The organism is Massilia aurea (assembly GCF_024753205.1).
GTDB lineage: Bacteria > Pseudomonadota > Gammaproteobacteria > Burkholderiales > Burkholderiaceae_D > Telluria > Telluria aurea.
This window is the reverse complement of sequence record NZ_JANUGZ010000004.1, coordinates 50,278-75,739: the sequence shown is the minus strand read 5'-3', so window position 1 is coordinate 75,739 and position 25,462 is coordinate 50,278. Positions and strand designations below refer to the sequence as shown.

Below are 25,462 nucleotides of genomic sequence, written 5' to 3'. Positions count from 1 at the left end.
GCAAAATGGCAGTACAGATCCGCAAGCTCGATTCGACCGCACCCGACTTCGCCACCACGCTGAACACACTGCTCGCGTTTGAAGCCGAAACCGACGACGCCATCGAACTGGCCGTGGCCGGCATCCTGCGCGATGTAAAAGCGCGCGGCGACGCCGCCGTGCTCGACTACACGAACAAATTCGACCGCATCCCGAACGGCGGCGCGACCTCGATGGCGCAGTTCGACATCGGTCAGGCCGAGCTGGAAGCGGCACTGGCTGCGCTGCCCGACGACCAGCGCGCCGCGCTGCAGGTGGCGGCCGACCGCGTGCGCGTGTACCACGAGCGCCAGAAAGAATCGTCGACGGGTTTTACCTTCACCGAGCCTGACGGCACCGTGCTGGGGCAGCGCGTGACGCCCCTGGACCGGGTCGGCATCTATGTCCCGGGCGGCAAGGCCGCGTATCCGTCGTCGGTCCTGATGAACGCGATTCCGGCCCACGTGGCCGGCGTCAAGGAAATCATCATGGTCGTGCCGACCCCGGACGGCGTGAAGAACCAGATGGTGCTGGCCGCGGCGGCAATCGCCGGCGTCACGCGCGTGATCACCATTGGCGGCGCGCAGGCCGTCGGCGCGCTCGCGTATGGCACCGAGACCATTCAGGCCGTCGACAAGATCGTCGGCCCCGGCAACGCGTATGTCGCCGCCGCCAAGCGCCGCGTGTTCGGTACCGTTGGTATCGACATGATCGCAGGCCCGTCCGAAATCCTCGTGCTGTGCGATGGCACCACCGATCCGGACTGGATCGCGATGGACCTGTTCTCGCAGGCCGAGCACGACGAACTGGCGCAGGCAATCCTGCTGTGCCCTGACGCGTATTACATCGCGCAGGTCGAAGCGAGCATCCAGAAGCTGCTGCCAACGATGCCGCGCGCAGCCACCATCACCACGTCGCTGGGCGACCGTGGCGCGTTGATCAAGGTGCGCAGCATGGATGAGGCGTGCGAGATCGCCAGCAGCATCGCGGCCGAACACCTCGAGATCTCGGCTGAAGATCCACAACAGTGGGCCGATAAAATCCGCCACGCCGGCGCGATGTTCCTGGGCCGTTACTCTTCCGAGTCATTGGGCGACTATTGCTGCGGCCCGAACCACGTGCTGCCGACCTCGCGCACGGCGCGCTTCTCGTCACCGCTGGGCGTGTACGATTTCCAGAAACGCTCGTCGATCATCCAGGTCAGCGAAGCGGGCGCGCAAACGCTGGGTAAGGTCGCGGCCACGCTGGCGTATGGCGAAGGCCTGCAGGCGCACGCGCGCAGTGCGGAACTACGGCTCGATCCAGTCCCACCCCAGGCATCATGAGCGACTGGGTCAACCAGGTATTCTGCGAGGATGCGCTGTCAGGATTGGCGCGCATCCCGGACGGGTCCATCGACCTGATCCTGACTGACCCGCCGTACAACCTGGGCAAGGACTATGGCAACGCGTCGGACCAGCAAAGCGTCGAGGCCTACCTGGCCTGGACCGAGCAGTGGATCGACGCGGCAGTGCCGAAGCTCAAGCCCAACGGCAGCCTGTACATTTTTCTCACGTGGCGCTTCACGCCCGAGATCTTCGTGATGCTGAAAAAACGCATGACGATGATGAACGAGATCATCTGGGACCGCCGCGTGCCGTCGATGGGCGGCAGCGTGCGCAGCTTCTCGTCGGTGCACGACACGATCGGCTTTTTCGCCAACCGCAAGGATTACTACTTCGACCTGGACGCCGTGCGCATTCCATATGACGCCGCGACCAAGAAAGCCCGCTCGCGCTCGATCTTCATCGGCGCCAAGTGGCTCGAAGTGGGCTACAACCCGAAGGATGTCTGGAGCGTGTCGCGCCTGCACCGCGAGCATCCGGAGCGCGCCGACCACCCGACGCAAAAGCCCCTCGAGATCATTGAGCGCATGGTCAAGGCCTCATGCCCGCCGGGCGGGATCGTGCTCGACCCGTTCATGGGCAGCGGCACGACGGCCATCGCCGCCAAGCGCCTGGGGCGCCAGTACACCGGCTTCGAACTCAATCCCGCGTATTGCGCCATCATCCACGAGCGCCTGGCGGCGCCCGAGGTGCCAATGACCGGGGCAAAAAAACGCAAGGCGGCCAAGGCCGCCATGGCCACACTCTCCACGGAAGAAACTTCATGACCGACATCGCCAAACTGATCGAGAACACCATTCGCGCCGACGTGCGCGCCGTGGGGGGGTACCACGTGCCGGACTCGATCGGCTACGTCAAGCTCGACGCGATGGAAAACCCGTACCAGCTGCCGGACGAGCTGCGCACGCAACTCGGCGCGCGCCTGGCCGACGCGGCCCTGAACCGTTATCCGGTGCCGTCGTACCGCACGCTGAAGGATGCCATCTGCGCCAAGCTGGGCATCCCGGCCGGCTACGACGTCCTGCTCGGCAATGGCTCGGATGAGCTGATCACGATCCTGGCGACCACCATCGCGCGCCAGGAACGCGACGGTTCCAAGCGCGCCGTGGTCATGGCGCCCGTGCCGGCGTTCGTGATGTTTTCGCGCTCGGCGCAGTTTGCCGGCGCCGATTTTGTCGGCGTGCCGATCAAGCCCGACTTTTCGCTGGACCTGCCGGCCATGCTGGCGGCCATCGACGAGCACAAGCCGTCGCTGGTCTTCCTCGCGTACCCGAACAACCCGACCGGCAACCTGTACGACGCGGCCGACATGGAAGCGATCATCACCGCGCTGGGTGAGCATGGCGTGGTCGTCGTCGACGAAGCCTACCAGCCGTTCGCCAAGGTCAGCTTCATGGACCGCCTGCCGCAGCACCCGAACCTGGTCGTGATGCGCACGCTGTCCAAACTCGGCCTGGCGGGCATCCGCCTCGGCTACATGGCGGCGGCCGCGCCGCTGCTGGCCGAATTCGAGAAGGTGCGCCCACCGTACAACGTGAATATCCTGACCCAGGTGGCGGCCGAATTCGCCCTCGAGCATCTGGATGTGCTGGACCGCCAGGCCGAGCTGCTCAATGTCGAGCGCACCCGCCTGGCCGCGGAACTGGCTGGCCTGCCGGGCGTGGAAGTGTTCCCGTCGGCCGCCAATTTCATCGCGCTGCGCGTGCCCGATGCCGAGCGCGCCTGCAAGCTTCTCCACGGCGAGAAGGTCCTGATCAAAAATTTGAGTAAAATGCACACATTGCTGGCCAACTGCATCCGCGTTACGGTCAGCACGCCGCAAGAGAACGACCAGTTCCTGACCGCCCTGAAGGCTTCCCTGTAGTAGCGTCCCGTAGTCACGTACCTTGAAAAGCGCCCGAGCAATGACCCGTACCGCCGACATTACCCGCAATACCAACGAAACGCAGATCCGCGTCTCGATCAACCTGGACGGCACCGGCCGCCAGAAGCTCAACACGGGCGTGCCGTTCCTCGACCACATGCTCGACCAGATCGCACGTCACGGCATGTTCGACCTCGAAGTCGAAGCCGTGGGCGATCTGCACATCGACGCGCACCACACGGTCGAAGACACCGGCATCACGCTCGGCATGGCCGTGGCCAAGGCCATTGGCGACCGCAAGGGCATCCGCCGCTATGGCCACGCCTACGTGCCGCTGGACGAAGCGCTGTCGCGCGTCGTGATCGACTTCTCGGGTCGCCCGGGCCTGGAAATGCACATCCCGTTCACGCGCGCCATGATCGGTACGTTCGACGTCGACCTGACCGGCGAATTCTTCCGCGGTTTCGTCAACCACGCCGGTGTGACGCTGCACATCGATAACCTGCGCGGTGTGAATGCCCACCACCAGTGCGAAACCGTGTTCAAGGCGTTTGGCCGCGCGCTGCGCATGGCCAGCGAGCTCGATGAACGCGCCGCCGGCATCATCCCGTCGACCAAGGGCAGCCTGTAAGGCGAGACGCGACATGGCCAATAAAATTGTTGTGGTCGATGGACTGGGCAACCTGCGCTCGGTCGTTCAGGCGCTGCGCGCCGCCGCGCCCGAAGCCGACGTGCTCGTTTCCAGCTCGGCCGCCGACCTCGATGCGGCCGACCGCATCGTGCTGCCAGGGCAGGGCGCCATGCGCGACTGCATGAGCAGCCTGCGCGAATCGGGCCTGGAAGACGCATTGCTGCGCGCCGCCAAAACGCGCCCGATCATGGGCGTGTGCGTGGGCGAGCAGATGCTGTTCGACGCCAGCGAAGAAAACGGCGGCACGCCGGGCCTGGGCCTGTTGCCGGGCAAGGTCGTACGGTTTCAGCTCGACGGCAAACTCCAGAACGACGGCTCGCGCTTCAAGGTCCCGCAAATGGGCTGGAACCGCGTGCGCCAGTCGCGCGCCCACCCGCTGTGGGACGGCGTCGACGACAACAGCTATTTTTACTTCGTGCACAGTTATTACGCAGCGCCCGAAAACGCGCATGATGTGATCGGCGAAGCCGATTACGGCGGCCCGTTCTGCTGCGCCGTCGGCCGCGATAATATCGTCGCCACCCAGTTCCACCCGGAGAAAAGTGCGGCAGCGGGCTTGCGCCTGTACCGCAATTTCATTCACTGGAATCCTTGACGCATTTGCGTTAAATTCGTTCTGTTCAACCCCCCGTTAACTCTACCGACAACGACCATGCTGCTGATCCCCGCCATCGACCTGAAAGACGGTCACTGCGTTCGCCTCCAACAAGGCGATATGGAACTCGCCACCGTGTTTTCCGAAGATCCTGCCGAAATGGCGCTGCATTGGCTCAAGCAGGGCGCGCGGCGCCTGCACCTGGTCGACCTGAACGGCGCATTCGCGGGCAAACCAAAGAACGAATCGGCCATCAAGTCGATCCTGCAGATCGTGCAGGAATACGCTGAAGACAATGGCATCGACGAGATCCCGGTCCAGCTGGGCGGCGGCATCCGCGACCTCGACACCATCGAGCGCTACCTGGATGACGGCATCAGCTACATCATCGTCGGCACCGCCGCCGTGAAGAACCCGGGCTTCCTGCACGACGCCTGCGGCGCCTTCCCGGGCCACATCATCGTGGGCCTGGACGCGCGCGACGGCAAGGTCGCCACCGACGGCTGGAGCAAGATGTCGGGCCACGAAGTGATCGACCTGGCCAAGAAATTCGAAGGCTACGGCGTCGAATCGATCGTCTACACCGACATCGGCCGCGACGGCATGATGGGCGGCGTGAACATCGACGCGACCGTCAAGCTGGCGCGCGCTGTGAAGATCCCCGTGATCGCCTCGGGCGGCGTGCACGTGCTGGCCGACGTCGAAGCGCTGTGCGCAGTGCAGGACGAAGGCATCGAGGGCGTGATCTGCGGCCGCTCGATCTATGAAGGCACGCTCGACCTGGCATCGGCCCAGGATCGCGCCGATGAACTGACCGAAGGCGCTGGCGCCTGATTCCATGCTCGCAAAACGCATCATCCCCTGCCTGGACGTCACTGGCGGCCGGGTCGTCAAGGGCGTCAACTTCAACGAGTTGCGCGACGCCGGCGACCCGGTCGAAATCGCGCGCCGCTATGACGCACAAGGCGCCGACGAAATCACTTTCCTCGACATCACCGCCTCGAGCGATGGCCGCGACCTGATCCTGCCGATCATCGAAGCCGTTGCCTCGACCGTGTTCATTCCGCTCACCGTCGGTGGCGGCGTGCGCAAGGTGGAAGACGTGCGCCGGCTGCTCAATGCCGGCGCCGACAAGGTCAGCATGAACACGTCGGCCGTCACCAACCCGCAACTGGTGTTCGACTGCGCCCACAAGCACGGTTCGCAGTGCATCGTGGTGGCGATCGACGCCAAGCAGATCGCCCCCGGCCGCTGGGAAGTCTTCACCCACGGCGGGCGCAATGCGACGGGGCTGGACGCCGTCGAATGGGCGCGCAAGATGGAAAGCCTCGGCGCCGGTGAGTTGCTGCTCACGTCGATGGACCGCGACGGCACCAAGTCGGGCTTCGACCTGGGCCTGACGCGCGCCGTGTCCGACGCCGTGGGCATCCCCGTGATCGCCTCGGGCGGCGTCGGTGGCCTGGAAGACCTGGCCAACGGCATCCTGCAGGGCCACGCCGACGCGGTGCTGGCAGCCAGCATTTTCCACTATGGGCAGCACACGGTCGGGGAAGCCAAGCGCTTCATGCATGACCGCGGTATCCCGATGCGCCTGGAGTAACGCAATGACAACGAATGCCAAATGGCTCAACAAGGTGCGCTGGGATGAACAGGGCCTGGTGCCCGTCATCGCGCAAGAAGCAACCAGCGGCGACGTGCTGATGTTCGCCTGGATGAACCGCGAAGCGCTCACCCGCACTGTCGAATCGGGCGAAGCCGTGTACTGGAGCCGCTCGCGCAAGAAGCTGTGGCACAAGGGCGAAGAGTCCGGCCACATCCAGAAGGTGAGCGAGATCCGCCTGGACTGCGACGAAGACGTCGTCCTGCTCAAGATCGAGCAGGTCGGCGGGATTGCCTGCCATACCGGACGCCACTCGTGCTTCTTCCAGAAATACGACAACGGCGACTGGCACAGCGTCGAGCCGGTGCTGCAGGACCCCGACACGATTTATTCAAAAGACAAGAAGACCCCATGAGCGTTACCCTGGCCCGCGTCGCGGCCGTGATTGAATCGCGCAAACCCGCCAATGGCGGCGACCCGGCTGCATCGTATGTCGCCAAGCTGTTCGCCAAGGGCGACGACGCCATCCTGAAAAAGATCGGCGAGGAAGCCACCGAACTGGTGATGGCCGCCAAGGACGCCCGCGTCGATGGCGACGCCGCCAAAGTGCTGTATGAATGCGCCGACCTGTGGTTCCACTCGCTCGTGCTGCTGGCCAAGTTCGATCTCACGCCGCAGCAGGTGCTCGACGAGCTGGCGCGGCGCGAAGGCGTGTCGGGGCTGGACGAGAAAGCCGCGCGTACCGACGCCTGAGCCTGTACGCCGGCCCGCGTGCATGGCTGGCGTGCCAACCCGCCGAACCGGTGTCATAATCAGTCCTTCGTCGTCATGCCGATGTCATGGAGCCTTGGTAGGATGCCCGTGCTCGCTTGCGTGTCATGCAATGTAATCATCTGGAGACCGAATGGATAACTGCATTTTTTGCAAGATCGTTGCCAAGCAGATTCCGGCTGCCATCGTTTATGAAGACGACGACGTGCTGGCGTTCAAGGACATTAATCCGGCAGCGCCCGTGCACTTGCTGGTGATTCCGAAGGTGCACGTGGCCACGTTGTCCGATTGCACCGACGAGCATGCGGCGTTGTTGGGCAAGATGCTGGCGCTGGCGCCGAAACTTGCCGAGCAAAATGGTATTGCGGTCAAGACAGATGCCGATGGCAAGCAGAGTGGCGGTTTCAAGACGCTGATCAATGCCGGTCCGGATGGCGGGCAAGAGGTGTATCACCTGCATCTGCATATGTACGGCGGTCCGCGTCCATGGCGCGGGCTGGGGCTGTAGGCAGCGTCTAAGTCTGGGTTAAGTTCGGGTTAAGTTCGATTAGGAGCAGTGCGCTCCCGCATCGCATATACTCGGTGTGTATGCAGTTTGCGCTTCACTAATTTTTCAGGCGCCAGGCGCCATCAGGAGAACAACATGGGTGGATTGAGTATTTGGCACTGGGTCATCGTGCTGGTGGTCGTGATGCTGATTTTCGGCACCAAGAAGATCAGCAATATGGGTTCCGATCTGGGCAAGGCCGTCAAGGGCTTCAAGGATGGCGTCAAGGGTGACGAAGAGCGCGCTGCCGAAGCAGAAGCCGCCCGTGTCCAGGCAACGCAGCAGGTGGCCGACAAGTCGACCATCGACGTGGAAGCCCGCGACAAGACCCGCCTGTAATCCGGCGTCCTCATGATCGATCTTGGACTGTCGAAAATCGCGATCATCGGCGTTGTCGCGCTGATCGTGATCGGGCCGCAAAAGCTGCCCAAGGTGGCGCGCATGGCTGGCACGCTCTATGGGCGTGCCCAGCGGTACCTGCATGACATCAAGTCCGAGGTCAGCCGTGAAATCGAACTCGACGAACTGCGCAACCTGCACAAGGAAGTGCAGGACCGCGCGCAGTCGTTCAAGAACGACGTCGAATCGGCGACGAGCGAATTCGGTTCGTCCGTGACCAGCCACGTCGATGAAGTCGAGGCCTTGTGGGACGAGCGCGGCTCGCATGAAAGCGCGCATGTCATCACGCCCACCGTGGCCGACATCGACCGCAAGGCCAAGGACTTCCGCCGCAAGAAGCTGGTGCGCACTTCCAGCGTGCCGGCCTGGTACAAGAACCGCCATGGCACCAAGCGCCATGTGATGTCGGGCGCGGCCCGCGTGCGCAAGTACCGTCCCGGTGCCGGCACGAATTCCACTTCCTCTTTTTTCTGATCGCCTAGCTGATGACTGAACAAGCCGCCGGCGAAGATACCTTCATCTCGCACCTCGTCGAGCTGCGTGACCGCCTGGTCAAGGCCTCGATCGGCATTGCGATCGTGTGCGCCGCGCTGATGGCGTGGCCTGGCCCGTCGCACATCTATGACCTGATCGCCGCACCAATGATCGCGTCGCTGCCGCCAGGCTCGACCATGATCGCCACCGGCGTGATCTCGCCGTTCCTGGTGCCGATGAAGGTCACGCTGCTGCTGTCCTTCATCCTGGCGCTGCCCTGGGTGTTCTATCAGGCGTGGGCCTTCATCGCCCCCGGTCTGTACGCCCACGAAAAGCGTCTCGTGATGCCGCTCGTGATCTCGTCGTCGCTGCTGTTCATCGGCGGCGTGGCGTTCTGTTACTTCTTCGTGTTCGGGCGGGTGTTCCACTTCATCAGCGCGTTTGCGCCGACGTCGATCGCGGTCACACCGGATATTGAAAACTACCTCGATTTCGTGATGTCGATGTGCCTGGCGTTCGGCGCCTCGTTCGAAGTGCCGGTGGTCGTCGTGATCCTGGTGCGCATGGGCATCGTGCCGATCGAGAAGCTGCGCGAAGTGCGCTCGTACGTCATCGTCGGCGCGTTTGTCATCTCGGCGATCGTCACGCCGCCGGACGTGGTCAGCCAGCTGGCGCTGGCCATTCCAATGTGCCTGCTCTACGAGCTGGGCCTGATGGTCGCACCAATGTTCGCCCGCGCCACGCGCGCACCCGAAGAAACGGCGTAACAAACGCCCGTCCCGATCCGGGGGGGCGGCACCTTGAGGTGCCGCCCCCTTCACACTTTTACTGCATCAATTCCGAAATCATCTTGACCGGCGCATTGCCGTAGCTCAAGAACTGATCGTGGAACGCCTTCAGGTTGAAACGCTCGCCCAGTTGCGCCTTGCGGCGCTCGCGCAGTTCCATGATCTGCTCGTAGCCGCTGTAGTAGCTGGTCAGCTGGACCGACGTCAGCGTGGCGCGACGCCATTTCTCATCGGCTTCCTGGCGTGTCTGGAAGGCCTGGCGCGTCAGCAGGTCGATCGCCTGCGCCTGGTTCATGCCGTTCACGTGCACGCTGTAGTCGAGGATCGTGTTGGTCACGCTGCGCAGGTTCCACTTCGAGTACATCAGCCACATCTCGGGCGCGTTGTCCCCATAGCCCGATTCGAGCATCATGCGCTCGCCGTAGACCGCCCAGCCCTCGACCATCGCGCCATTGCCGAACAGTGACTTGATCAGCGACGGCGAGCGGTTCGCATGCACCAGCTGCGCGTAGTGGCCCGGAATCGCTTCGTGGATGTTCAGGATCTGCAGGATCCACTCGTTGTATTCGCGCAGGCTGCTCTCGGCCTGGGCATCCGTCAGACTGTCCATTGGCGTGACGTTGTAGTACGTCTTGTCCTTCGAGCGGTACGGGCCCGGCGCATCGATGCTCGCGCCGGCCACGCCGCGCTGGTACATCGGGGTTTCGCGCACTTCGAGTGGTTTGCTCGGGTCGAGGGTCAGCAGGTCATGCTTGATCACCCAGTCCTGCAGCAGCGGGATCTGGCGCCGGATCTCGGTGAAGAAGTCCTGGCGCTTGACGTGGCGTGCGGACAGCTTGTCGATCATCATGCCGATCTTCTGGAAGCGCTCGGCTGGCTTGGTCACGCCGGCCATGTAGCGCGGCCAGAGTTCGTCCGAGATCTTGTCCATGTGCGTGAGCAGCTCTTCGCGCGTGGCCAGGGCCTTGCGGTAGGTCTGCTCGGCGCTGCTGGACGACTGGATGTCGAGTGCGAACTTCTGCTCGTACAGCGCCTTGCCGATGCGGAATGGCCGCGCCTGGCCATTGGCAGCCTGGCGCTTTTCCATGTCGCTCAAAAAGTCGACGTAGCCCAGCACCGCGGTGCCGGCGTTGGCGATGCGCTGCGCGAAGATGGTCTTTTCCTGCGTGGTCAGGATCGATTCCTGGGCTGCCTTGCCCAGGTCGGCCAGCACCGCCAGCGTGCCCGGCGCCTGGCTGATCGCCAGCTGGGTGTGTTCGCGCGTCGGCGTCTTGATCGACGCCTGCGCGGCCGCGTAATAGGCCGGCACGTCGGTCAGGCGCTTGAGGATCGTGCGCAGGCGCTGCGGCTTGGCCGCGTAATCGGTATTGAGGATCAGGTCGAGCGGCGCGGCGATGTTGTAGGCCGAGGGATTCCACTCGAACTCGCGCCAGGTGGTCAAGGCCCAGCGGTCCTTTTCCAGTTTGTTGAGCAGCAGCACCAGGTCGGTGCGGTAGCGCGGCGAGAGCTGCTTCGGATCGAGCTTGCCGAATTTTTCCAGCCACTCGTTGGCAAAGGCCAGCTTGCTGGCACGGGTGGCAGGATCGGGCAGCGTCAGGTTTGCGGCCTGGTCGAACTTGCCGACATAGATGCCGCCTTCCGGATCGACGCGCCACAACGCGGTCAGGTACTGCATGCTCAGCGTGGACATGCGGCGATCCAGACGGCCTTCGCTGGCTCGAGCTGGCGCTGCGCTGTCGCTGGTGCTGGCGCTTGCACTCGTGCTGGCAGCAGCGGCGGTCGCGCCAATGGCGGCGGCGCCGACGACGGCCTTCTTGGCCTTGGTCGACTTCTTGACGACCTTCGTCGACTTCGCCTTGCTCTTGGCTGGCTTGGTGGCGGCGCTGGCCGGCGCCAGTGCGAAGCAGGCCAGCAAGGCTGCCAGCGCGATTTTCGTTTTTATCATCGTATTCGGCCCTGTAACAAGTGTGAATTCGTGATCCGCAACGGCGCGAATCGCGTGCAGGTTAGCACCAAACCCGTTGTTTGCGGACGGATGAAACATTCCGACACGAACGGGACAAAGTGCAATATTACTGTTCTATCAAGGCAGCACTATCTGCCCAGTCCCGTGCGCAGCATGTCGAGCATATCCGCTGGCGACATGCGCGCGGCCATCTCGGTGCCTTCCAGCAGGCTGTCGGCCAGGTCGCGCTTGTGACGGTGCAGGTCGACGATGCCTTCTTCGATCGTGCCGCGCGCGACCAGCCGGTAGATCGTCACGGGCCGCTGCTGTCCCATCCGGTGCGCGCGGTCCGAGGCCTGGTCTTCCACCGCCGGGTTCCACCACGGGTCCATGTGGATCACGTAGTCGGCCGCCGTCAGGTTGATGCCCACGCCGCCCGCCTTCAGGCTGATCAGGAACATGTCGCCATCGCCGGCCTGGAACGCGTCGACCCGCTTCTTGCGTTCCTGCATCGGCGTCGACCCGTCGAGGTACTGGTAGCGCACGCCCTGTGCGTCGAGATATTGGCGGATCAGGCTCAGGTGGTCGACGAACTGGCTGAACACCAGCACCTTGTGCCGGTTCTCGATCAGGTCGGCGGTGAGCCGCGCGAATGCGGCCAGCTTGCTGCTGATGATGCCGGCGCCGGGCGCCACCAGCTCGGGATTGCAGCAGGCGCGGCGCAGCCGCATCATCTCGGCCAGGATCTCGATCGACTTCTGGCCTTCGGGCGCTTCGAGTGCAGCCAGCTTGTCGAGCGCCTGGCGCCGCAGCGATTCGTACAGCGCGCTTTCCTCGGCGCTCAGTTCGACCGGGATGACGATCTCGGTGCGCGGCGGCAGTTCGGCCAGCACCTGCGCCTTCGTGCGGCGCAGGATGAACGGCGCGGTCAGGCGCCGCAGGCGCGCGCGGGCGGCGACTTCGGCCCGCCGGTCCTTCACTTTCTCGGACTGGGCTTTCTCGATCGGGCCGGCAAAGCGCAGCTGGAACTGCTCGGCGCTGCCCAATAAACCCGGATTGATGAAGCGGAACAGGTTCCACAATTCGCCCAGGTGGTTTTCCAGCGGCGTGCCAGTGGCCGCCATCCGGAAGTCGCCCTGCAGCGCCATCACGGCCTGCGAGCGCTTGGTGTGCATGTTCTTGATCGCCTGCGCTTCGTCCAGCACGATGCTGTGCCAGCGGCGGCCCTTGAAGCGCGCCGCCTCCTGCTGCAGCAGGCCGTAGCTCACGATGACGACGTCGAATGGCCCGGCGTCGTCCACGGTCGCGGCGCGCTCGCCCGGCCCGAACAGTTTCAGGTTCAGCGTCGGCGCAAAGCGCGCCGCCTCGTCGATCCAGTTCAGGCACACGGTCGTCGGCGCGACCACCAGCGCCGGGCCGTCCTTGGCGCGCGTAAGCAGTAGCGCCAGCGCCTGCAGCGTTTTACCCAGGCCCATATCGTCGGCCAGACAGGCGCCCACGCCCCAGTGGGCCAGGCGCGCCAGCCACTCGAAGCCGTCGAGCTGATAGTCGCGCAACTCGGCCTGCAGCGTCGACGGCAGCGTGGGCGTGAAGGCGGCGCTGTCGGCCATGCGCACCAGGTGCGCCTGCCAGGCCTTGTCCCCGTCGACGCTGCCGGCTTCGCCCGCCAGTTCACCCAGCGCAAAGCTGGCCAGCGCGTGGGTGCGGATGCCGTCGCCATGCAGTTCGCCATACGCGCCCAGCTCCATCAGGCGCCGGTGCAGTTCGTCGGACAGGGCCAGGTAATCGTTCTCGCCCAGCGCGACAAACCGGCTGCCGCTCTCGCGCAGCTTTTCCAGCAGCGTGCGCAGGCTCATCACGCGGCCTTCGTCGATGACGATATCGCCGCTGGCAGCAAACCAGTCGCGCTCGCGCCGGATCTGCACCCGCACCGATTTGGAGGTCGCTTTTTTGGTGACGCGGAACGATTCGCCCTCGGGCCAGGCCACGACGATCGAGGCCGGGTCCAGTGCCCTGAGTTCTTCGACCAGTTCGAGTGCCAGCATCGGTTGCCCCAGCAGCCATTCGCCGTGTTCCTGCTCGCCCTGTTCCAGCACGAGGCAGGCGCCGACGAGCTGACGTTCGGCCTCGCGCTCGGCATTCATGTCGCGCTGCGCTTCGGTGCGGATGCCGTCGACATCGGCGATCACGCTGGCCGCGCCTTCGCCCGGGCCGTAATAGGCGCCGCCGGGCAGCGGGCGCACCAGCAACTGCATGCGCAAACCTTGCTGGTAGGGTCGCAGGTGAATGTGCATGCGCGCGTCGGCCGGCACGGTCTCAATGTCGGCGCTGCTCGCGCCGATGTCCGACTGCACGGTGACGCTGGAGGCCACCGCGCCGATGGCGCGCAGCACGCGCCGCTCGGCCGACAGCGGCACGTCCAGCCCGGCGCCGACGATGGCGGCGATGCGGCGGTGTTCGTCGTTGATGCGCACCAGGCGCAGGCGCGTGGGCGTCTCGAGCGTGATGACCACGTCGCCATCCTCGTTGTCGATCGGCGGGTGCAGCGCGATCGACACCTTGTCGCCCTGTTTTTTCACCAGCAGTTCCGGTTCGCCCGGCAGCAGCTCGACGCGCGTGCCGGGGGAGGCCATCCAGAACAGCAGCGGATGGCCGACCAGCGCCGCCAGTGCCTTGTGCACTTCGAGCTCGAAGCGGATGCCGCTGCCGGCGTAGTAGCGGCGCCCGGCAATCGCATTGATCGCCTGCAGGTCCTGCGCGGTGAGGAACTCGAGCTGCGCGCCTTCTTCGGCCAGGCGCTTCAGGCCCAGCGCGCGGCCACGGCTCCAGGCGCCTTGCGCATCGCGCTTCTGCTCGCGCGGTTCGATTTCCTGCACGCCCAGGTGCGGGTCATGGCGGATCAGCCAGACCAGGCGCGATTCCTTGACCTGCTCCACCGTGAGAGCAGGCTGCAGGTTGATCAGCGCATTGAGCTGGCGCTCCCACGGCTCTTCGCGCGTGAACCAGAGCGCCATGTCGGGCAAGCGGTGGCGCTGGCGCAGCTCGCCCGCGCGCGCCTCGTGAATCAGATAACCCGCTTGGCCCATCTGCGCCAGCACGCCGGCCAGCTGCGCCGACCACAGGTCGAACCCGGCCAGCTCGGATTGCGCCAGCATGTCTTCCAGGCGCGCACGCTGGCTGTTCAACGCGGGCAGCGCCAGCCAGTAGTGGATCAGCGCGCGGAACACGGTCGGCTCCAGCGACAGTTCCCAGCTGCGGGTGGCAAACAGGCCGGCATCGACGGTGCCGCGCCGGATTTCGTGCAGCATGCCGAGCTGGAACCAGACTGCATTGTCGGGCCGCTGCACGGCGCGTGTTTCGATCTCGAGCCAGGCGTCGGCCAGCTTGCGGTGCGCCGGTTCGGTGCTGCGCAGCAGGGCGGCCACCGCAATGTGCGCGCAATGGCCGCCGAAGGTGGCCTTGCGCTTGCCGGTCTCGCGCCGCAGCTGCTTGAGCGCTGCTTCGACGCCCGCCAGGCCGCCGTCCACGTCGTCGCGCAGCAGCTGTACGACACTGCGCAGGAACAGACCCGGTGAATCGGTCATGTCGGCCACCAGGTCAAGCGCATCGTCCAGGCGCCCGCACAGGATGTAATGCTCGCCCAGCGCGCGGCGCAGCAGGCTTTCCGGGCTGCTGCGCGTGATGTAGCCCTCGGCGCAGGCGCGTACCGCCGGGGCCAGCGCCGGCTCGCTGCGCACATGCACGACCAGAACGTGCAGCACGGTCTCAAGCAGGCGCGGGTGGATGCGCTCGATCAGCGCCGGCGTGAACGGACGCGCGCAGACGTCGACCAGCGGATGCAGGTAGCTCGCTTCATGGCAGGCCAGGCAGGCGTCGAGCAGCGGCGTGACGACGTCGATGTCTTGTCGCGTCAGCAGCGCGATGCGCAGCAGGGCCAGGCCCTGGCGGTAGCTGCGCAGCATCAGGTGGCCCTGCCAGTCGCGGCGCACGGTCGACACCGCGCCATACGCGCCCGCGACAACGTCGAACAGGCCGCTGTCGAGGGCAAAGTCGAGCACGGGCCAGCTGGCCGCCGGGGCCAGCGCCAGCCCGCGTTCGTTGGCGTCGACCAGCAGACCTTCGGCCTTCAGGCGCGCCAGTTCATCGGCCCATTGCGCGGCCGGCAGCGGGGCATTGAGCGCCCGCATGTGCTCGAGGATGCGCTGGCGGCCCATCGGCTCGCCGGCGATCGCCAGCAGCGTCAGGATCGCGTGTTCTTCGGCGCTGCAGGCCGCGAGTTGCGCCCGCACGTCGCCTGGCAGTGGGCCACCCTTCATGCGTCGAGATTCTCGATCTCGATCGCGGGCAGGTCGGCCGGCACGGCAATGCCGAACACGCGCAGGTAGAAATACAGCTCGGCTTCGAGCGTGCGCACCACGCTGTCGGCCTTGCGGAAGCCATGGCCTTCGCCTTCGAGCGTCAGGTAGGCCACCGGCAGCTTTTGCGCGCGCAGCGCGTCGACCATGCTTTCGGACTGCTGCGGCGGCACGACCTTGTCGTCCAGACCCTGGAAGAAGATCATCGGGCTGCGCAACTTGTCGCTGTGGTGGATCGGCGAGCGTTCGCGGTACACGGCCTGTGCGCGCTCGGGCGGCGCGGTCAGGTAGGCGTTGTAGCGCGACTCGAACTTGTGCGAATCTGCATCCAGCCCGGCCAGGTCGGACACGCCGTAATAGCTGGCGCCGGCCTTGAACACGTCATGGAAGGCCAGTGCCGACAGCACCGTCAGGCCGCCGGCGCTGCTGCCGCGAATCAGCAGGCGTTCCGGGTCGACCGCCCCGATGGCCGCCAGGTGGCGCGCACCGGCCACGCAATCCTCGACATCGACCACGCCCCACTGGTGCTGGAGCAGGTTGCGATACTCGCGCCCGAAGCCCGTGCTGCCGCCGTAGTTCACGTCCAGCACCGCGAAACCGCGGCTGGTCCAGTATTGGGTGGAGAGCTTCAGTGTGCTGGTCGCCATGCTGGTCGGGCCGCCATGGCCGATCACGATCAGCGGTGGCAGCTCGTCAGGCAGCGGCGCGTAATCCGGATTGGCCGGTGCATAGTAGAACGCGTACGCGGTGCGGCCGTTGGCGCTTGGATAGCTGATCGCCAGCGGCACGGCAAGGTACGACGTGGCCGGCAGTTGCGGGATCGAGTGCGCCAGCACTTCAAGCGGCGCGCCGGCCAGGTCGATGCGTGCCAGTTCGGGCGCGATGGTCGGCGCGCCGCCCAGCAGCGTGACGATGTCGCCGCTGATTTTCACGTCGCGGATGTCTTCGTAGGGCGTGTCCAGCGGCGTCAAGCTGCCGTCGTGGGTGGAGACGATGCCCAGGTGGCTCACGCCCGCCTCGATATACGCGCACACGATCTGTTCTTCCGAGCGGAAAGCGTACTGCGAACCGCCGAAGTTCCACTGCGGGACGCCGAATTCGGCCGCGCGTTCGCACAGGGCGTCGACAGCGTCAGCGGCGTAACGGTACAGATTCCACCAGCCGCTGCGATCGGACACGAAGTGCAGCACGCCGCCCGGCGACCATTCGGGCTGGCAGATCGCTTCATCCGCCCCGCCGGCGATCAGGCGCCGGTTGACGATGGTGCCGTCGGCGGCCACGTCGCCCAGCCACAGTGCGGTGCCTTCCCACGGCATGTGCGGCAGCTCCCAGCACAGCCAGGCCAGCTGGCGGCCATCGGGCGACAGGCGCGGCGCGGCATAGAAGTCGCTGCCTTCGACCAGTACCGTCTCGGCGCCGTCAAAGCCCACCGCGCACAGCGTGTTGACCGGGTAGGTCGCGCCCAGCGAATGGTCTTCGCGCACCCCCACCAGGCGACGTCGCCCGGCGTCGAGCACGAAGTCGGCAAAGCGGTGGCCGGTGTCGGCGGCCGTGACGGCGACCGGCTGGCCATCGTTCTCGACCCGGTACAGGCGGTTGTCCGCATGGTGCGAAAACCACGCGCCGCCGCTGCTCAGCAGGTACGCGCCGCCACCGTATTCATGCACGCGGCTGCGCACATTGAACGGCGCCGGCGTCAGTTCGCGCGTGCCGTCGGCGTCGTGCACCATCAGCGTCATGCGCCCGCCTTCGCTGGTGCGCCCCTCGAGCCAGCCGATGGCGGCGCCGTCGGGCATCGGCTGCGCCAGTGGCACGGCGCCGGCAGCAACGACGGCAGCAGTGATCGGGGAAGTCCAGGCGCCGCATGGCGTGGCTTGTTTGCTGGTGGCAACGGTCATAGTGGGGCTTTTTCGAAGGGTGGACGAGCATTATAGTGCGCCCCCAAGAATGCGATAATAGGCGTCTGCCTATCAAACCGATGCCTCCCATGCCACAATTTGCCCCGCTCCAGAACGACACCTTCCTGCGTGCGCTGCTGCGCCAGCCGACCGACTACACCCCGGTCTGGCTGATGCGCCAGGCGGGCCGCTATCTGCCGGAATACCGCGCCACCCGCGCGCGCGCCGGCTCGTTCCTGGGCCTGGCAAAAAATCCCGATTACGCCACCGAAGTCACGCTCCAGCCCCTCGACCGCTTCCCGCTGGACGCGTCGATCCTGTTCTCGGACATCCTGACCGTTCCTGACGCGATGGGCCTGGGCCTGTATTTCGCCGATGGCGAGGGCCCGAAGTTCGAGCGTCCGCTGCGCACCGAAGAGCAAGTCCACGCGCTGGAAGTGCCCGACATGGCCTCGCTCGATTACGTGTTCAAGGCCGTCACGCAAATCCGCGGCGCCATCAATGGCCGCGTGCCGCTGATCGGTTTCTCGGGCAGCCCATGGACGCTGGCCTGCTATATGGTTGAAGGCGCCGGCTCGCGCGAGTTCCACACCGTCAAAAAGATGCTGTACAGCCGGCCGGACCTGATGCACCGCATCCTCGACATCAATGCCAAGGCCGTCACCGCCTACCTGAACGCGCAGATCGACGCCGGCGCGCAAGCCGTGATGATCTTCGATTCGTGGGGCGGGGCGCTGGCCGATGGCGCCTACCAGACCTTCTCGCTGCACTACATGCAACAAATCCTGGCCGGCCTGCAGCGCGAAAAAGACGGCGTGCGCATCCCGGCAGTCGTGTTCACCAAGGGCGGCGGCATCTGGCTTGACCAGATGGCGGACATCGGCGCCGATGCGCTGGGGCTGGACTGGACCGTGAATCTGGGCACTGCCCGCGCGCTGGTCGGTGACCGTGTGGCGCTGCAGGGCAACCTCGACCCGGCGATCCTGTTTGCCGCGCCGGAGCAGATCGCAGCGGAAGTCGAGCGCTCGCTGACGGCCTATGGCACGCCATCGAACGGCCACGGCCACGTGTTCAATCTGGGCCATGGCATCTCGCAATTTACCCCGCCGGAATCGGTCACCGCGATGGTCGAAGCGGTGCACAGCTTCAGCCGCAAGCAGCGCGCCCAGTAATCCCGTCACGGCTTGCACTCGTTTCGCGAAAGCACGATTGCAAGCCGACACCATCACTTGTTCACAACTTCCGCAAATCCTGTAAAGCGACCTGTGGACATCTCGGCTTTTCGTGTTTTCACCTAAGCCAATGATTCATAAGTATTTTATTCTGCTGTTATGCGATCTGGCTGGTTTTCCGATGAACGTTGTTCAAGAGAATTCAGTGCGATTCGGGGCCTTGTTCACAAAGTTATCAACAGGCGCTGGCAGCGTGGGGAAAAGTACTTGGTTTACCGGGACTTAGCGTGAAACTTCATGTATTGCCTTAACTGTATGACGCAGCGCAGCGAGTTTTCCACGGAAAATTGCAGAGTTATGCACAAGCAGCCGAATGCGGTCAAGGTTGTTAACAGGTTTTTGGCCGGTTTTTCAAGTCATTGATTACAAAGACTAAAATTGTCTTGAATTGAGGAATTATCGTCCTGGACTTGATCTAACGTAAACCTTTGATGGGGTCAAGTCCCCGACTATTCACAAAGTTCTCCACAGATTTGCACAGGGCCTAGATTGTCAACCAGCAACCAAGCACCGGTCACACCGCACTGCTTCCTCGAAGTCGTGATCGATACGCCGCTCAACAGCAGTTTCGACTACCGCTGGCCCTGCCAGCCGGGTGACGAACCGCTGCCCGGCCAGCTGGCGCTGGTGTCGTTTGCGCGGCGCGAGGTGATGGCCCTGATCGTCGCGGTCAAGTCCACCAGCGATGTGCCGCCCGAAAAACTCAAGGATGCGCTGGCCGTGCGGGGCGAGCTGGCCCCGCTGTCCGGGCGCTGGCTGGCGCTGGCGCGGTTCGCCGCCGAGTACTACCAGCGCCCGCTCGGCGAAGTCGCGTTGCCCGGCCTGCCGAAGAACCTGCGGGTGCCCAAAACAGTGGCACTGGGGCGCGCGCTGAAAAAACTGGCAAAGCTCGACGCCGGGCAGGACGCGACCGCAGTGGGCATGCCCGTGCTGAACACGGCCCAGCAGGAGGCAGCCGACGCCATCGGTGGCGCCACCGGTTTCAAACCGTTCCTGTTATGGGGCGTGACTGGCAGCGGCAAGACCGAGGTCTATCTGCAAGCCTGCGCCCAGGTGCTGGCGCGCGACCCACAGGCGCAGATCCTGATCATGGTTCCCGAGATCAACCTCACGCCGCAGCTCGAAGGCAATATCCGGGCGCGCTTCCCGGGCATGATGCTCGCCACGCTGCACAGCAGCCTGTCCGAGGGCGAGCGCATGCTGCACTGGCTGGCCGCGCACCTGGGGCAAGCGCGCATCGTGCTCGGCACGCGGCTTTCGCTGCTGGCGTCGCTGCCGCACCTGCAACTGATCGTGATCGACGAAGAGCACGACCCGTCCTACAAGCAGCAGGAAGGCTTGCGCTATTCGGCGCGCGACCTGGCCGTCTGGCGCGCGCACCAGCTGGGCATTCCGATCGTGCTCGGCTCGGCCACGCCATCGCTCGAATCGTGGCACCACGCCCGCTCGGGACGTTATAAACGGCTCGACCTGCGCGAGCGCGCCGTGCAGGACGCGGTGCTGCCGCGCGTGCGCCTGATCGACATGGAGCGCGACCGCGGGCGCGATGGCCTGACCGCCGAGATGGTCGCTGCGCTGCGTCTGCGCCTGGAGCGCGGCGAGCAATCGCTGCTGTTTTTGAACCGGCGCGGCTACGCCCCCGTGATTTCGTGCGACGCCTGCGGCTGGATCAGCGATTGCACGCGCTGCACCGCCTTCATGGTGCTGCACAAGCCCGAGAACCGGCTGCGCTGCCACCACTGCAGCCTGGAACTGCGCATCCCGCGCTCGTGTCCCACCTGCGGCAACGTCGATATCCAGCCGTTGGGCCGGGGCACGCAGCGCGTCGAAGAGGGCTTGCGGGCGATGTTCCCCGAGGCGCGCATCCTGCGCATCGATGCCGACTCCACGCGCCTGAAGGGCAGCGCGCAGGCGGCGTTCGACAGCGTGCACCGGGGCGAGGTCGATATCCTGATCGGCACCCAGATGGTCGCCAAGGGCCACGACTTCAAGAAGCTCACGCTGGTGGGCATCCTGAACCCGGATACGGCCCTGTTTTCGCAGGACTACCGCGCCAGCGAGCGCCTGTTCGCGCAGCTGATGCAGGTGGCGGGGCGGGCGGGGCGCGCCGGGGCGCCGTCCGAGGTGCTGGTGCAGACGCGTTATGTGCAGCATCCGCTGTACGGCGCGGTGATGCGCCACGACTACGAGCGTTTCGCCGGCCAGTTGCTCGACGAACGGCGCGAAGCGGGTCTGCCGCCGTACATGTACCAGGCCTTGCTGCGGGCCGAAGCGCGCGAGCTGCCGATCGCGATCGCGTTTCTGGAAAGTGCGCGCGACTGCCTGGCGCACGACGGGATTTTGATCAACGACCCGATCCCGATGACGATGACGAGGGTGCACAATATGGACCGCGCCCAGCTGCTGGTGGAGTCCAGCTCGCGCCCGGCCCTGCAGGCGTTCCTGCGCGAGTGGATGGAAGCGCTGCGGGCCATGAAGGCCCGCGTGAAGTGGTCGCTCGAAGTCGATCCGCTTGATATCTGAGTCGGTTGCGCGTGAAATAGCGTATCGTTTTGCCTGTCAACAGCGAAAGAAACAGCGAAAGAGCACCATGAAACAATTGAATGTGGATGTCGCCGTCATCGGCACCGGCACCGCCGGCATGACCGCCTATCGCGCGGCAAAAGCGCAGGGCGCGCGCACCGTGGTGATCGAGGGGGCGCACTACGGCACCACCTGCGCCCGGGTCGGCTGCATGCCGAGCAAGCTCCTGATCGCCGCGGCCGACGCGGCGCACGCGCTGCACACGTCCGGTCCGTTTGGCGTGCACGCCGGTGAGGTGCGGATCGACGGCCCGGCCGTGATGGCGCGCGTGCAGCGCGAACGCGACCGCTTCGTCGGTTTCGTGCTCGAGGCCGTGGAAGCCATCCCCGCCCAGGACCGCCTGCAGGGCCACGCGCGCTTTACCGGCCCGTGCACGCTGCAGGTCGACGACCATACCGAGATCCACGCCGGGCGCGTCGTCATCGCCACCGGCTCGACGCCGCTGCGCCTGCCGCAACTCGAAAACGTCGGTCCCGGCATCGTCACCAGCGACGACGTGTTTTACTGGGACGACCTGCCGGCTTCGGTGGCCGTGATCGGCACCGGCGTGATCGGCCTCGAACTGGGCCAGGCCCTGAGCCGTCTCGGCGTACGCGTGCGTTTCTACGCGCGCGGCGGCTCCATCGCCAACATCAGTGACCCCGAAGTGCTGCGCTGCGCTGCACGCGTGCTGGGCGAGGAAGTCGACATCGCGTTCCAGAGCGAGATCGTGGGTGCGGTGCAGGATGGCGACGAGGTGGTGCTGCATGTGCGCGACGCGCTGGGCAAGGAAAGCAGCGAGCGCTTCCAGTACGTGCTGATGGCGGCCGGGCGCACGCCGAACGTGCATGACCTGGGCCTCGAACTGACCGGCCTGGAGCGGGGCGATGACGGCATCCCGACGTTTGATGCGCGCACGATGCAGTGCGGCGGCAGCCATATCTTCATTGCGGGCGACGCCAACAACGAGCGTCCGCTGCTGCACGATGCGGCCGACCACGGCAAGATCGCCGGCGACAATGCGGGTCGCTACCCCGACGTGCGCCCGGGCCTGCGCCGCACGCCGATCGCGGTGGCCTTCACCGAGCCGAATATCGCCACGCTGGGCAAGAGTTATCGGGCCCTGTCCGCGAGCGGCCAGCCCAAGTTCGCCGTGGGCAGCGTGTCGTTCGAGAACCAGGGCCGCAGCCGCGTCATGCTGCAGAACAAGGGAATGCTGCGGGTGTATGCCGAGTATGGCTCGCGCCTGTTCCTGGGCGCCGAGATGATCGCGCCGCGCGCCGAACACCTGGCCCACCTGCTGTCATGGGCGTGCCAGATGCGCATGACGGTCGACCAGATGCTGGAGATGCCGTTCTACCATCCGGTGATCGAAGAAGGCGTACGCACCGCGCTGCGCGACCTGGCCACCAATCTGTCGCAGGGCGAGAGCACCACCCACACGGGCGAGACCGAACCGGGTCTCTGAACCGTGCAGCTGATTCAGTTGATCAATCGATCAGTTGAGCAGCGTGGTGGCCAGCTTGCCCTGGCCGGCCAGCTGGCGCAGGATGCGTACGGTGTCGATGTCGGCTTCTTCGTACGCCGACTTCTTGAATTCGTCGTACATCGCATTGGCCTGATCGACGTGTTCGCCCATGCCGTCGTCGTAGCAGAAACGCACCAGCAGCATGGCGCTGGTCGGCGCCTCGATGACCATGCGCAGGGTCGAGGCGGCGATGTCGCCCTGGGCCGGCACGTCGTAATGCACTTCCTGCAGCGGGGTCAAGGTGACTTTGTCTTCGATCACCAGCGGACCGAAGGTCAGGCGGCGGCGCATGACGCCGGCGTCGCGCTCCAGAATCTCGCAGGCGTCCAGGTGCGGAATGAACAGTTTTGGCTGCTCGGCGCGCAGCACCAGGCCGTGCCACAGCTGCTCGCGGCTGAGCGTGTCCAGAAGCGGGTTCATCGGATCGTTGATTTCGACGAGATGTTCGAATTTCATGGGGCAGATTTCCAGAAAAATAGGGCGGCCGCGTCGCGCATGGCGTAGCGCGTGGCAAAGGTCGCATGGTACCCGATCCCCGGCTGACTCGCAGGAGCGTGCCGGTAAGCAAACCCTGGCAGCGGCTTGTTGCAATCCGGCGTGGCCTGCAACGCGACATCGCCCGCTGCGCCCGCCAGATTGTTACAATCGTTCTCTGTCCCACCGAAAACTTCCCCATGTCAAACGCACCAAAGTTCGGCCTTAACGGGCCGCAGAGCGAAGCCGCGCTGTATCTGGACGGCCCTTGCCTGGTGCTCGCTGGCGCCGGGTCCGGCAAGACGCGCGTGATCACGCAAAAGATCGCCTACATGATCGAGCACTGCGGCTACGATCCACGCACGATTGCTGCCCTGACCTTTACCAACAAGGCGGCGCTCGAGATGCAGGAGCGCATCGCCAAGCTGCTCAAGCAGCCGAAGCAGGCCAAGCAACTGACCGTGTCGACCTTCCACTCGCTGGGCGTGCGCATCCTGCGCCAGGAAGCGGCCGGGGTGGGGCTGAAGGACAAGTTTTCGATCATGGACAGCGACGACTGCTACACGATCGTGTCCGATCTGGCGCTGAGCACCGACAAACAGGAAATCCGCCGCATCCAGAACACGATTTCGCTGTGGAAGAACGGCCTGGTCGATCCGGAAGACGCGATCAAGGCCGCGCGCGATGAAGACGAGGCCCAGGCCGGGCGCGTCTACCGCAGCTATGTGGCCACGCTGCAGGCCTACCAGGCGGTCGACTTCGATGACCTGATCCGCTTGCCGGTGGAATTGTTCCGTAACAACGAGCCGATCCGCGACCGCTGGCAACGCCGCCTGCGCTACCTGTTGATGGACGAATACCAGGACACCAATACCTGCCAGTACGAGCTGGTCAAGCTCCTGGTGACGGGCCTGGGCAAGAAGCCGATGTTTACCGCCGTGGGCGACGATGACCAGGCGATCTACGCCTGGCGCGGCGCCTCGGTCGAGAACCTGAAAACGCTGCAGGTCGATTTCCCCGACCTGCGCGTGATCAAGCTCGAGCAGAACTACCGCTCCACCACCCGCATCCTGCAGGCGGCCAATGCCGTGATCGGCAACAACCCGAAAATCTTCGAGAAGTCGCTGTGGTCCGAGCACGGACTGGGCGAGCCGATCAAGGTGATGGGCATGCAGAACGACGACCAGGAAGCCGACCAGATCGCGATGCTGATTTCGTCCGAGCACTTTCAGCGCAAGAACAACTGGTCCGATTTCGCGATCCTGTACCGCGGCAACCACCAGGCGCGCGTGATGGAGCAGGCGCTGCGCAAGGAGCGTATCCCGTACACGATGTCGGGTGGACAGAGCTTTTTCGACAAGGCCGAGATCAAGGACATCATTGCCTACCTGCGCCTGATCGCCAACCAGGACGACGACCCGGCCTTCATCCGCGCCATCACGACGCCCAAACGCGGGGTCGGCATGGCCACGCTCGAAGTGCTGGGCGAATTTTCGAAGCAGTGGAATTGCTCGCTGTTCGAGGCAGCGCGCAAGGGCGGCATCGAAGCCAAGCTGGCCGAGCGGCAACTGGGATCGGTGCGCAACTTCTGCCATTTCATCAGCGAGCTGGAAGACCGCGCGACACGGCCCGGCCCGCTGGGCGCCGGCGACCATGCGGCCGAGGTGCTCGACGACATGATGAAGGAAATGAATTACGAGCATTACCTGTACGAAGGCTTCGACGACCGCGCGGCCCAGGCCAAGTGGCAGAACGTGCTCGAATTTACCAACTGGCTCAAGGACCGCGGCCGCGGCGGGCGCGACCGCGATGGCGAAGAAAAGAACTTGCTCGAACTGACGCAGATGGTGGCGCTGATGTCGATGCTCGAAGGTCAGGACGAAGAGCAGGACGCCGTGCGCATGTCGACGCTGCACGCCTCTAAAGGGCTGGAGTATCCGCACGTGTACCTGGTCGGCGTGGAGGAGGGCATCCTGCCGCACAAGGGCGACCCGGACGCCTCCATCGAAACGATCTCGGCCCGCATCCAGGAAGAACGGCGCCTGATGTACGTGGGCATCACGCGCGCCCAGCGCACCTTGCACGTGAGCTGGTGCAAGCGAAGAAAGCGCGCCGGCGAGCTGGTCAATTGCGACCCGTCGCGCTTCATCAAGGAAATGGCGCTGGACGTCGGTGAGGCCGCGCCGATGGAGTCGGAAATACTCACTCCGAAAGCAAGACTGGCCAGTTTGAAAGCCTTGCTGGCAACACCGAGGCCGGTTCCGGAGTAGACGGTTGCGGGGAGCCGGTATCGGGTTCCAACCTGCCATGGGCTGATCCACGGGCAAGCCTGTACT

The 25,462-nt window shown here is 64.9% G+C and carries 21 protein-coding genes; 17 read left to right on the top strand and 4 right to left on the bottom strand.

Translation table 11 applies throughout. The annotated features are described in order from the left end of the window. The first annotated feature begins 5 nt into the window (after window positions 1–5). From hisD to tatC, 13 genes are all read left to right on the top strand, one after another. Window positions 6–1,343, top strand: coding sequence for a histidinol dehydrogenase (gene hisD, locus NX775_RS15395; RefSeq protein WP_258836817.1), 1,338 nt, complete (start codon window positions 6–8; stop codon window positions 1,341–1,343). After that, window positions 1,340–2,170 carry a DNA-methyltransferase gene (locus tag NX775_RS15390; protein ID WP_258836816.1) on the top strand — a complete coding sequence of 277 codons (831 nt, stop codon included), beginning with the start codon at window positions 1,340–1,342 and terminating at the stop codon, window positions 2,168–2,170. Before hisD ends, NX775_RS15390 begins: the two co-directional genes overlap by 4 nt. Then, entirely contained in the window at window positions 2,167–3,267 is a 1,101-nt protein-coding gene (hisC, locus tag NX775_RS15385; protein ID WP_258836815.1) for a histidinol-phosphate transaminase, read from the top strand. Before NX775_RS15390 ends, hisC begins: the two co-directional genes overlap by 4 nt. A 40-nt stretch (window positions 3,268–3,307) precedes the next feature. Then, window positions 3,308–3,898, top strand: coding sequence for an imidazoleglycerol-phosphate dehydratase HisB (hisB, locus tag NX775_RS15380; RefSeq protein ID WP_183555121.1), 591 nt, complete (start codon window positions 3,308–3,310; stop codon window positions 3,896–3,898). A gap of 13 nt (window positions 3,899–3,911) precedes the next feature. Next, window positions 3,912–4,553, top strand: a complete 642-nt coding sequence (gene hisH, locus NX775_RS15375; protein ID WP_183555123.1) for an imidazole glycerol phosphate synthase subunit HisH — start codon at window positions 3,912–3,914, stop codon at window positions 4,551–4,553. Between the two features lie 57 nt (window positions 4,554–4,610). After that, complete coding sequence (hisA, locus tag NX775_RS15370) at window positions 4,611–5,387, top strand: 1-(5-phosphoribosyl)-5-[(5-phosphoribosylamino)methylideneamino]imidazole-4-carboxamide isomerase (protein WP_258836814.1); 777 nt, start codon at window positions 4,611–4,613, stop codon at window positions 5,385–5,387. A 4-nt stretch (window positions 5,388–5,391) separates the two neighbouring features. Beyond that, window positions 5,392–6,153, top strand: coding sequence for an imidazole glycerol phosphate synthase subunit HisF (gene hisF, locus NX775_RS15365; RefSeq protein ID WP_183555127.1), 762 nt, complete (start codon window positions 5,392–5,394; stop codon window positions 6,151–6,153). Between the two features lie 4 nt (window positions 6,154–6,157). Next, on the top strand, window positions 6,158–6,568 hold the full coding sequence (gene hisI / locus NX775_RS15360) for a phosphoribosyl-AMP cyclohydrolase (RefSeq protein WP_183555129.1): 411 nt from the start codon (window positions 6,158–6,160) through the stop codon (window positions 6,566–6,568). After that, entirely contained in the window at window positions 6,565–6,906 is a 342-nt protein-coding gene (locus tag NX775_RS15355) for a phosphoribosyl-ATP diphosphatase (protein WP_258836813.1), read from the top strand. Before hisI ends, NX775_RS15355 begins: the two co-directional genes overlap by 4 nt. Before the next feature lie 151 nt (window positions 6,907–7,057). Next, on the top strand, window positions 7,058–7,432 hold the full coding sequence (locus NX775_RS15350) for a histidine triad nucleotide-binding protein (protein WP_258836812.1): 375 nt from the start codon (window positions 7,058–7,060) through the stop codon (window positions 7,430–7,432). A gap of 135 nt (window positions 7,433–7,567) precedes the next feature. Further along, on the top strand, window positions 7,568–7,810 hold the full coding sequence (tatA, locus tag NX775_RS15345; protein WP_183555135.1) for a Sec-independent protein translocase subunit TatA: 243 nt from the start codon (window positions 7,568–7,570) through the stop codon (window positions 7,808–7,810). Between the two features lie 12 nt (window positions 7,811–7,822). After that, entirely contained in the window at window positions 7,823–8,344 is a 522-nt protein-coding gene (gene tatB, locus NX775_RS15340; RefSeq protein WP_183555137.1) for a Sec-independent protein translocase protein TatB, read from the top strand. 11 nt (window positions 8,345–8,355) lie between these two features. Further along, window positions 8,356–9,111: a twin-arginine translocase subunit TatC gene (gene tatC / locus NX775_RS15335; RefSeq protein ID WP_183555141.1), complete on the top strand. Its 756-nt coding sequence runs from the start codon at window positions 8,356–8,358 to the stop codon at window positions 9,109–9,111. Between the two features lie 58 nt (window positions 9,112–9,169). Here tatC and NX775_RS15330 read toward each other — a convergent pair whose 3' ends face one another. From NX775_RS15330 to NX775_RS15320, 3 genes are all read right to left on the bottom strand, one after another. Next, the gene (locus NX775_RS15330) at window positions 9,170–11,077 is read right to left on the bottom strand and encodes a DUF885 domain-containing protein (protein WP_258836811.1); all 1,908 of its coding nucleotides are present in this window, start codon (window positions 11,075–11,077) and stop codon (window positions 9,170–9,172) included. 149 nt (window positions 11,078–11,226) lie between these two features. After that, entirely contained in the window at window positions 11,227–15,393 is a 4,167-nt protein-coding gene (locus NX775_RS15325; protein WP_258836810.1) for a DEAD/DEAH box helicase, read from the bottom strand. Next, complete coding sequence (locus tag NX775_RS15320; RefSeq protein WP_258836809.1) at window positions 15,390–17,330, bottom strand: dipeptidyl-peptidase 5; 1,941 nt, start codon at window positions 17,328–17,330, stop codon at window positions 15,390–15,392. The genes NX775_RS15325 and NX775_RS15320 overlap by 4 nt, the downstream gene beginning before the upstream one ends. An 89-nt stretch (window positions 17,331–17,419) precedes the next feature. Between NX775_RS15320 and hemE the strand changes: the two genes are divergently transcribed. The 3 genes from hemE to NX775_RS15305 all read left to right on the top strand — a co-directional run bounded on the left by hemE (window position 17,420) and on the right by NX775_RS15305 (window position 22,592). Next, the gene (gene hemE / locus NX775_RS15315; RefSeq protein WP_258836808.1) at window positions 17,420–18,502 is read left to right on the top strand and encodes a uroporphyrinogen decarboxylase; all 1,083 of its coding nucleotides are present in this window, start codon (window positions 17,420–17,422) and stop codon (window positions 18,500–18,502) included. A gap of 549 nt (window positions 18,503–19,051) precedes the next feature. After that, complete coding sequence (locus tag NX775_RS15310; protein ID WP_258836807.1) at window positions 19,052–21,085, top strand: primosomal protein N'; 2,034 nt, start codon at window positions 19,052–19,054, stop codon at window positions 21,083–21,085. A gap of 67 nt (window positions 21,086–21,152) precedes the next feature. Continuing rightward, the gene (locus NX775_RS15305) at window positions 21,153–22,592 is read left to right on the top strand and encodes a dihydrolipoyl dehydrogenase (protein WP_258836806.1); all 1,440 of its coding nucleotides are present in this window, start codon (window positions 21,153–21,155) and stop codon (window positions 22,590–22,592) included. Between the two features lie 30 nt (window positions 22,593–22,622). On the opposite strand, the gene NX775_RS15300 is transcribed toward NX775_RS15305, so the two are convergent. Further along, window positions 22,623–23,108, bottom strand: coding sequence for an SRPBCC family protein (locus NX775_RS15300; RefSeq protein ID WP_258836805.1), 486 nt, complete (start codon window positions 23,106–23,108; stop codon window positions 22,623–22,625). Window positions 23,109–23,326: 218 nt separating this feature from the next. Between NX775_RS15300 and NX775_RS15295 the strand changes: the two genes are divergently transcribed. Then, window positions 23,327–25,396, top strand: coding sequence for a UvrD-helicase domain-containing protein (locus NX775_RS15295; RefSeq protein ID WP_258836804.1), 2,070 nt, complete (start codon window positions 23,327–23,329; stop codon window positions 25,394–25,396). The last annotated feature ends 66 nt before the right edge of the window (window positions 25,397–25,462 follow it).

Bases quoted from the DNA above. Each gene is read 5' to 3' on its own strand.
- hisD (WP_258836817.1), top strand. From the start codon at position 6: ATGGCAGTACAGATCCGCAAGCTCGATTCGACCGCACCCGACTTCGCC.
- NX775_RS15390 (WP_258836816.1), top strand. From the start codon at position 1,340: ATGAGCGACTGGGTCAACCAGGTATTCTGCGAGGATGCGCTGTCAGGA.
- hisC (WP_258836815.1), top strand. From the start codon at position 2,167: ATGACCGACATCGCCAAACTGATCGAGAACACCATTCGCGCCGACGTG.
- hisB (WP_183555121.1), top strand. From the start codon at position 3,308: ATGACCCGTACCGCCGACATTACCCGCAATACCAACGAAACGCAGATC.
- hisH (WP_183555123.1), top strand. From the start codon at position 3,912: ATGGCCAATAAAATTGTTGTGGTCGATGGACTGGGCAACCTGCGCTCG.
- hisA (WP_258836814.1), top strand. From the start codon at position 4,611: ATGCTGCTGATCCCCGCCATCGACCTGAAAGACGGTCACTGCGTTCGC.
- hisF (WP_183555127.1), top strand. From the start codon at position 5,392: ATGCTCGCAAAACGCATCATCCCCTGCCTGGACGTCACTGGCGGCCGG.
- hisI (WP_183555129.1), top strand. From the start codon at position 6,158: ATGACAACGAATGCCAAATGGCTCAACAAGGTGCGCTGGGATGAACAG.
- NX775_RS15355 (WP_258836813.1), top strand. From the start codon at position 6,565: ATGAGCGTTACCCTGGCCCGCGTCGCGGCCGTGATTGAATCGCGCAAA.
- NX775_RS15350 (WP_258836812.1), top strand. From the start codon at position 7,058: ATGGATAACTGCATTTTTTGCAAGATCGTTGCCAAGCAGATTCCGGCT.
- tatA (WP_183555135.1), top strand. From the start codon at position 7,568: ATGGGTGGATTGAGTATTTGGCACTGGGTCATCGTGCTGGTGGTCGTG.
- tatB (WP_183555137.1), top strand. From the start codon at position 7,823: ATGATCGATCTTGGACTGTCGAAAATCGCGATCATCGGCGTTGTCGCG.
- tatC (WP_183555141.1), top strand. From the start codon at position 8,356: ATGACTGAACAAGCCGCCGGCGAAGATACCTTCATCTCGCACCTCGTC.
- NX775_RS15330 (WP_258836811.1), bottom strand. From the start codon at position 11,077: ATGATAAAAACGAAAATCGCGCTGGCAGCCTTGCTGGCCTGCTTCGCA.
- NX775_RS15325 (WP_258836810.1), bottom strand. From the start codon at position 15,393: ATGAAGGGTGGCCCACTGCCAGGCGACGTGCGGGCGCAACTCGCGGCC.
- NX775_RS15320 (WP_258836809.1), bottom strand. From the start codon at position 17,330: ATGACCGTTGCCACCAGCAAACAAGCCACGCCATGCGGCGCCTGGACT.
- hemE (WP_258836808.1), top strand. From the start codon at position 17,420: ATGCCACAATTTGCCCCGCTCCAGAACGACACCTTCCTGCGTGCGCTG.
- NX775_RS15305 (WP_258836806.1), top strand. From the start codon at position 21,153: ATGAAACAATTGAATGTGGATGTCGCCGTCATCGGCACCGGCACCGCC.
- NX775_RS15300 (WP_258836805.1), bottom strand. From the start codon at position 23,108: ATGAAATTCGAACATCTCGTCGAAATCAACGATCCGATGAACCCGCTT.
- NX775_RS15295 (WP_258836804.1), top strand. From the start codon at position 23,327: ATGTCAAACGCACCAAAGTTCGGCCTTAACGGGCCGCAGAGCGAAGCC.